The organism is Streptomyces sp. NPDC002130, assembly GCF_040296465.1.
In the GTDB taxonomy this organism is placed as follows: Bacteria; Actinomycetota; Actinomycetes; order Streptomycetales; family Streptomycetaceae; genus Streptomyces.
The window spans coordinates 1-2,260 of sequence record NZ_JBEOXI010000589.1 but is presented as its reverse complement, the minus strand read 5'-3'; the positions used below and the strand labels follow the sequence as shown (position 1 = coordinate 2,260).

General features: G+C 60.4%; 3 protein-coding genes. All 3 read left to right on the top strand.

The annotated features are described in order from the left end of the window. The first annotated feature begins 77 nt into the window (after window positions 1-77). The 3 genes from ABT116_RS43205 (at window position 78) to ABT116_RS43195 (ending at window position 2,199) form a co-directional block, all read left to right on the top strand. Complete coding sequence (locus ABT116_RS43205) at window positions 78-1,358, top strand: IS256 family transposase (RefSeq protein ID WP_030537341.1); 1,281 nt, start codon at window positions 78-80, stop codon at window positions 1,356-1,358. 322 nt (window positions 1,359-1,680) lie between these two features. Continuing rightward, a complete protein-coding gene (locus ABT116_RS43200) occupies window positions 1,681-1,896 on the top strand; it encodes a hypothetical protein (RefSeq protein WP_003941254.1) in 216 nt (71 codons plus the stop codon). Then, complete coding sequence (locus ABT116_RS43195) at window positions 1,897-2,199, top strand: type II toxin-antitoxin system PemK/MazF family toxin (protein WP_003941269.1); 303 nt, start codon at window positions 1,897-1,899, stop codon at window positions 2,197-2,199. It begins immediately after the preceding gene. Window positions 2,200-2,260 lie beyond the last annotated feature (61 nt).

Here is a 2,260-nt window from a genome sequence, read left to right as displayed (position 1 = left end):
CCTGCGTCCGGGGACTGTTTCGTAATCGGTGTTTTGGCCCGAGACGCTGAGTGAATGCTCGGCGAGGAGGTGCCGAGATGACGACACTGGAGAATGTTACGAAGAAGAGGGCCGAGCCCTCCGCGGAAGCTGCGGCGGCCGCGGAGTTGGTGCGCCTGGCCAAGGAGCAGGGCCTGTCGCTGACCGGGCCGGACGGTTTGCTCAAGCAGTTCACCAAAACCGTTCTGGAAACCGCACTGAACGAGGAGATGACCGAGCACCTCGGGCACGACAAGAACCAAGCTCCGGCCGATCGGGAGTCTACGAATATTCGCAACGGGACTCGGTCGAAAACGGTGTTGACCGAGGCCAGTGGGCATGTCCCGATCGAGGTCCCTCGTGATCGGGAAGGGACGTTCGAGCCGCAGATCGTCAAGAAACGCCAACGTCGATTGAACGGGGTCGATGAGATCGTGTTGTCGTTGTACGCCAAAGGATTAACGACTGGTGAAATCAGTTCGCATTTCGCTGAAATCTACGGGGCCTCGGTCTCGAAGGAGACCATCTCGCGGATCACCGACAAGGTCCTCGAGGAGATGCAGGACTGGTCTGCCCGTCCGCTCGACGAGGTGTACGCGGCAGTTTTCGTCGATGCGATCGTCGTCAAAGTTCGAGACGGGCAGGTCGCAAACCGGCCGATCTACGCGGCGATCGGCGTCAGTCTCGACGGACGGCGCGACGTGCTCGGATTGTGGGCCGGCACCGGCGGTGAGGGCGCCAAATTCTGGATGTCCGTGCTGACGGACATTCGCAATCGCGGCACTCGGGATGTGTTCTTCCTGGTCTGCGACGGATTGAAAGGCCTGCCGGAAGTCGTCGAGAACGTATGGCCGGCCACGACGGTACAAACGTGCGTCGTGCATTTGATCCGCAACACCTTTCGGCTCTCGGGACGTCAACACTGGGACGCACTCAAACACGATCTCAGACCGATCTACACGGCACCGACCGAGGCTGCCGCTCACGCGGGGCTGGACGATCTCGCCGAGCACTGGGGTGAGAGGTATCCGGCGATCATCCGATTGTGGACCAACGCTTGGCAGGAGTTCATTCCGTTCCTCGATTACGACACAGAGATACGGCGAGTGCTCTGCTCTACCAACGCGATTGAGTCCCTCAATGCCCGCTATCGGAGGGCGGTGAAAGCTCGTGGCCATTTCCCTACCGAGGCGGCTGCGCTGAAGTGTCTGTATTTGGTGACACGTTCGCTCGACCCGACAGGCAAGGGCCAGGCACGATGGATAACGAGGTGGAAGCCCGCTCTGAACGCGTTTGCGATCACGTTCGCCGATCGTTGGCCGGGATCGGAAACTTACTGATGGAAAACCGCCGAAACACCGTTAAAGAGATAGACCCGCGGCACCGAAGAATTGCCCACCGTGTTCGCGGATTTCCTCTCCGATGCGCACCACCTGGCCGACGCGTTGGGCGTCGATTGGGAAGAAGCCACATGCAATGGGGAGGGGCATTACACCGCCGAGTTGTACGGCGCCGAGTAATCGGGGCACTGACGGTCGGACAATCCACGGACGTTCGGCCGGCAGTCCCCGGCACCGGGAGTCTCAGGGGCGGTGGTTGCAAGGAGATGAATGGATGTGGGACTGGTACCGGTTTACATCCCAATTCGGTATCATGATGGTTATGAGTACGCAGATCGCGGTACGGCTACCCGAGGACATCGTGGCGTTTCTCGACAGTGAGGTCAGCGGTGGGCGTGCGAAAAGCCGTGCTCAAGTCGTGCTTCGAGCGTTGGAGCGTGAGCAGCGTCGACAGTTGGCGGTCCGCGACGTGGAGATCCTGTCTGACGGCGCGGGTAGCGATGTGAATATCGCTGCCGCGCACGGGAAGAAGAACTGAGTGCGCCCGATCCACGAGGCGCAACTCGGAGATCTTTGTCCGGTGTTGGTCCTGACGAGGGAATTGGTTCGGCCCCACCTGGGGACGGTCACTGTTGCCCCCATTCGTTCGAAGGGGCGGGGGTTGTCGACCGAACTGAGTTTAGGTGAAGGCAACGGCGTCGAGGACGGATCTGTTGCCGACTGCGACGGGGTGACGACCATCCCCGTGTCGGCACTCGGTGCGAACCGAGGATTTCTCCTGCCGGCTCAGGAAGTGTTGTTGAGCAGGGCGCTGCGATCAGCATTCGATCTCGAATCATGAGGAAATCAGCAGCGAGGATGGGGGAGAGATGGTGGTGAAGAAGTGGGAGCAGATTCCCCTG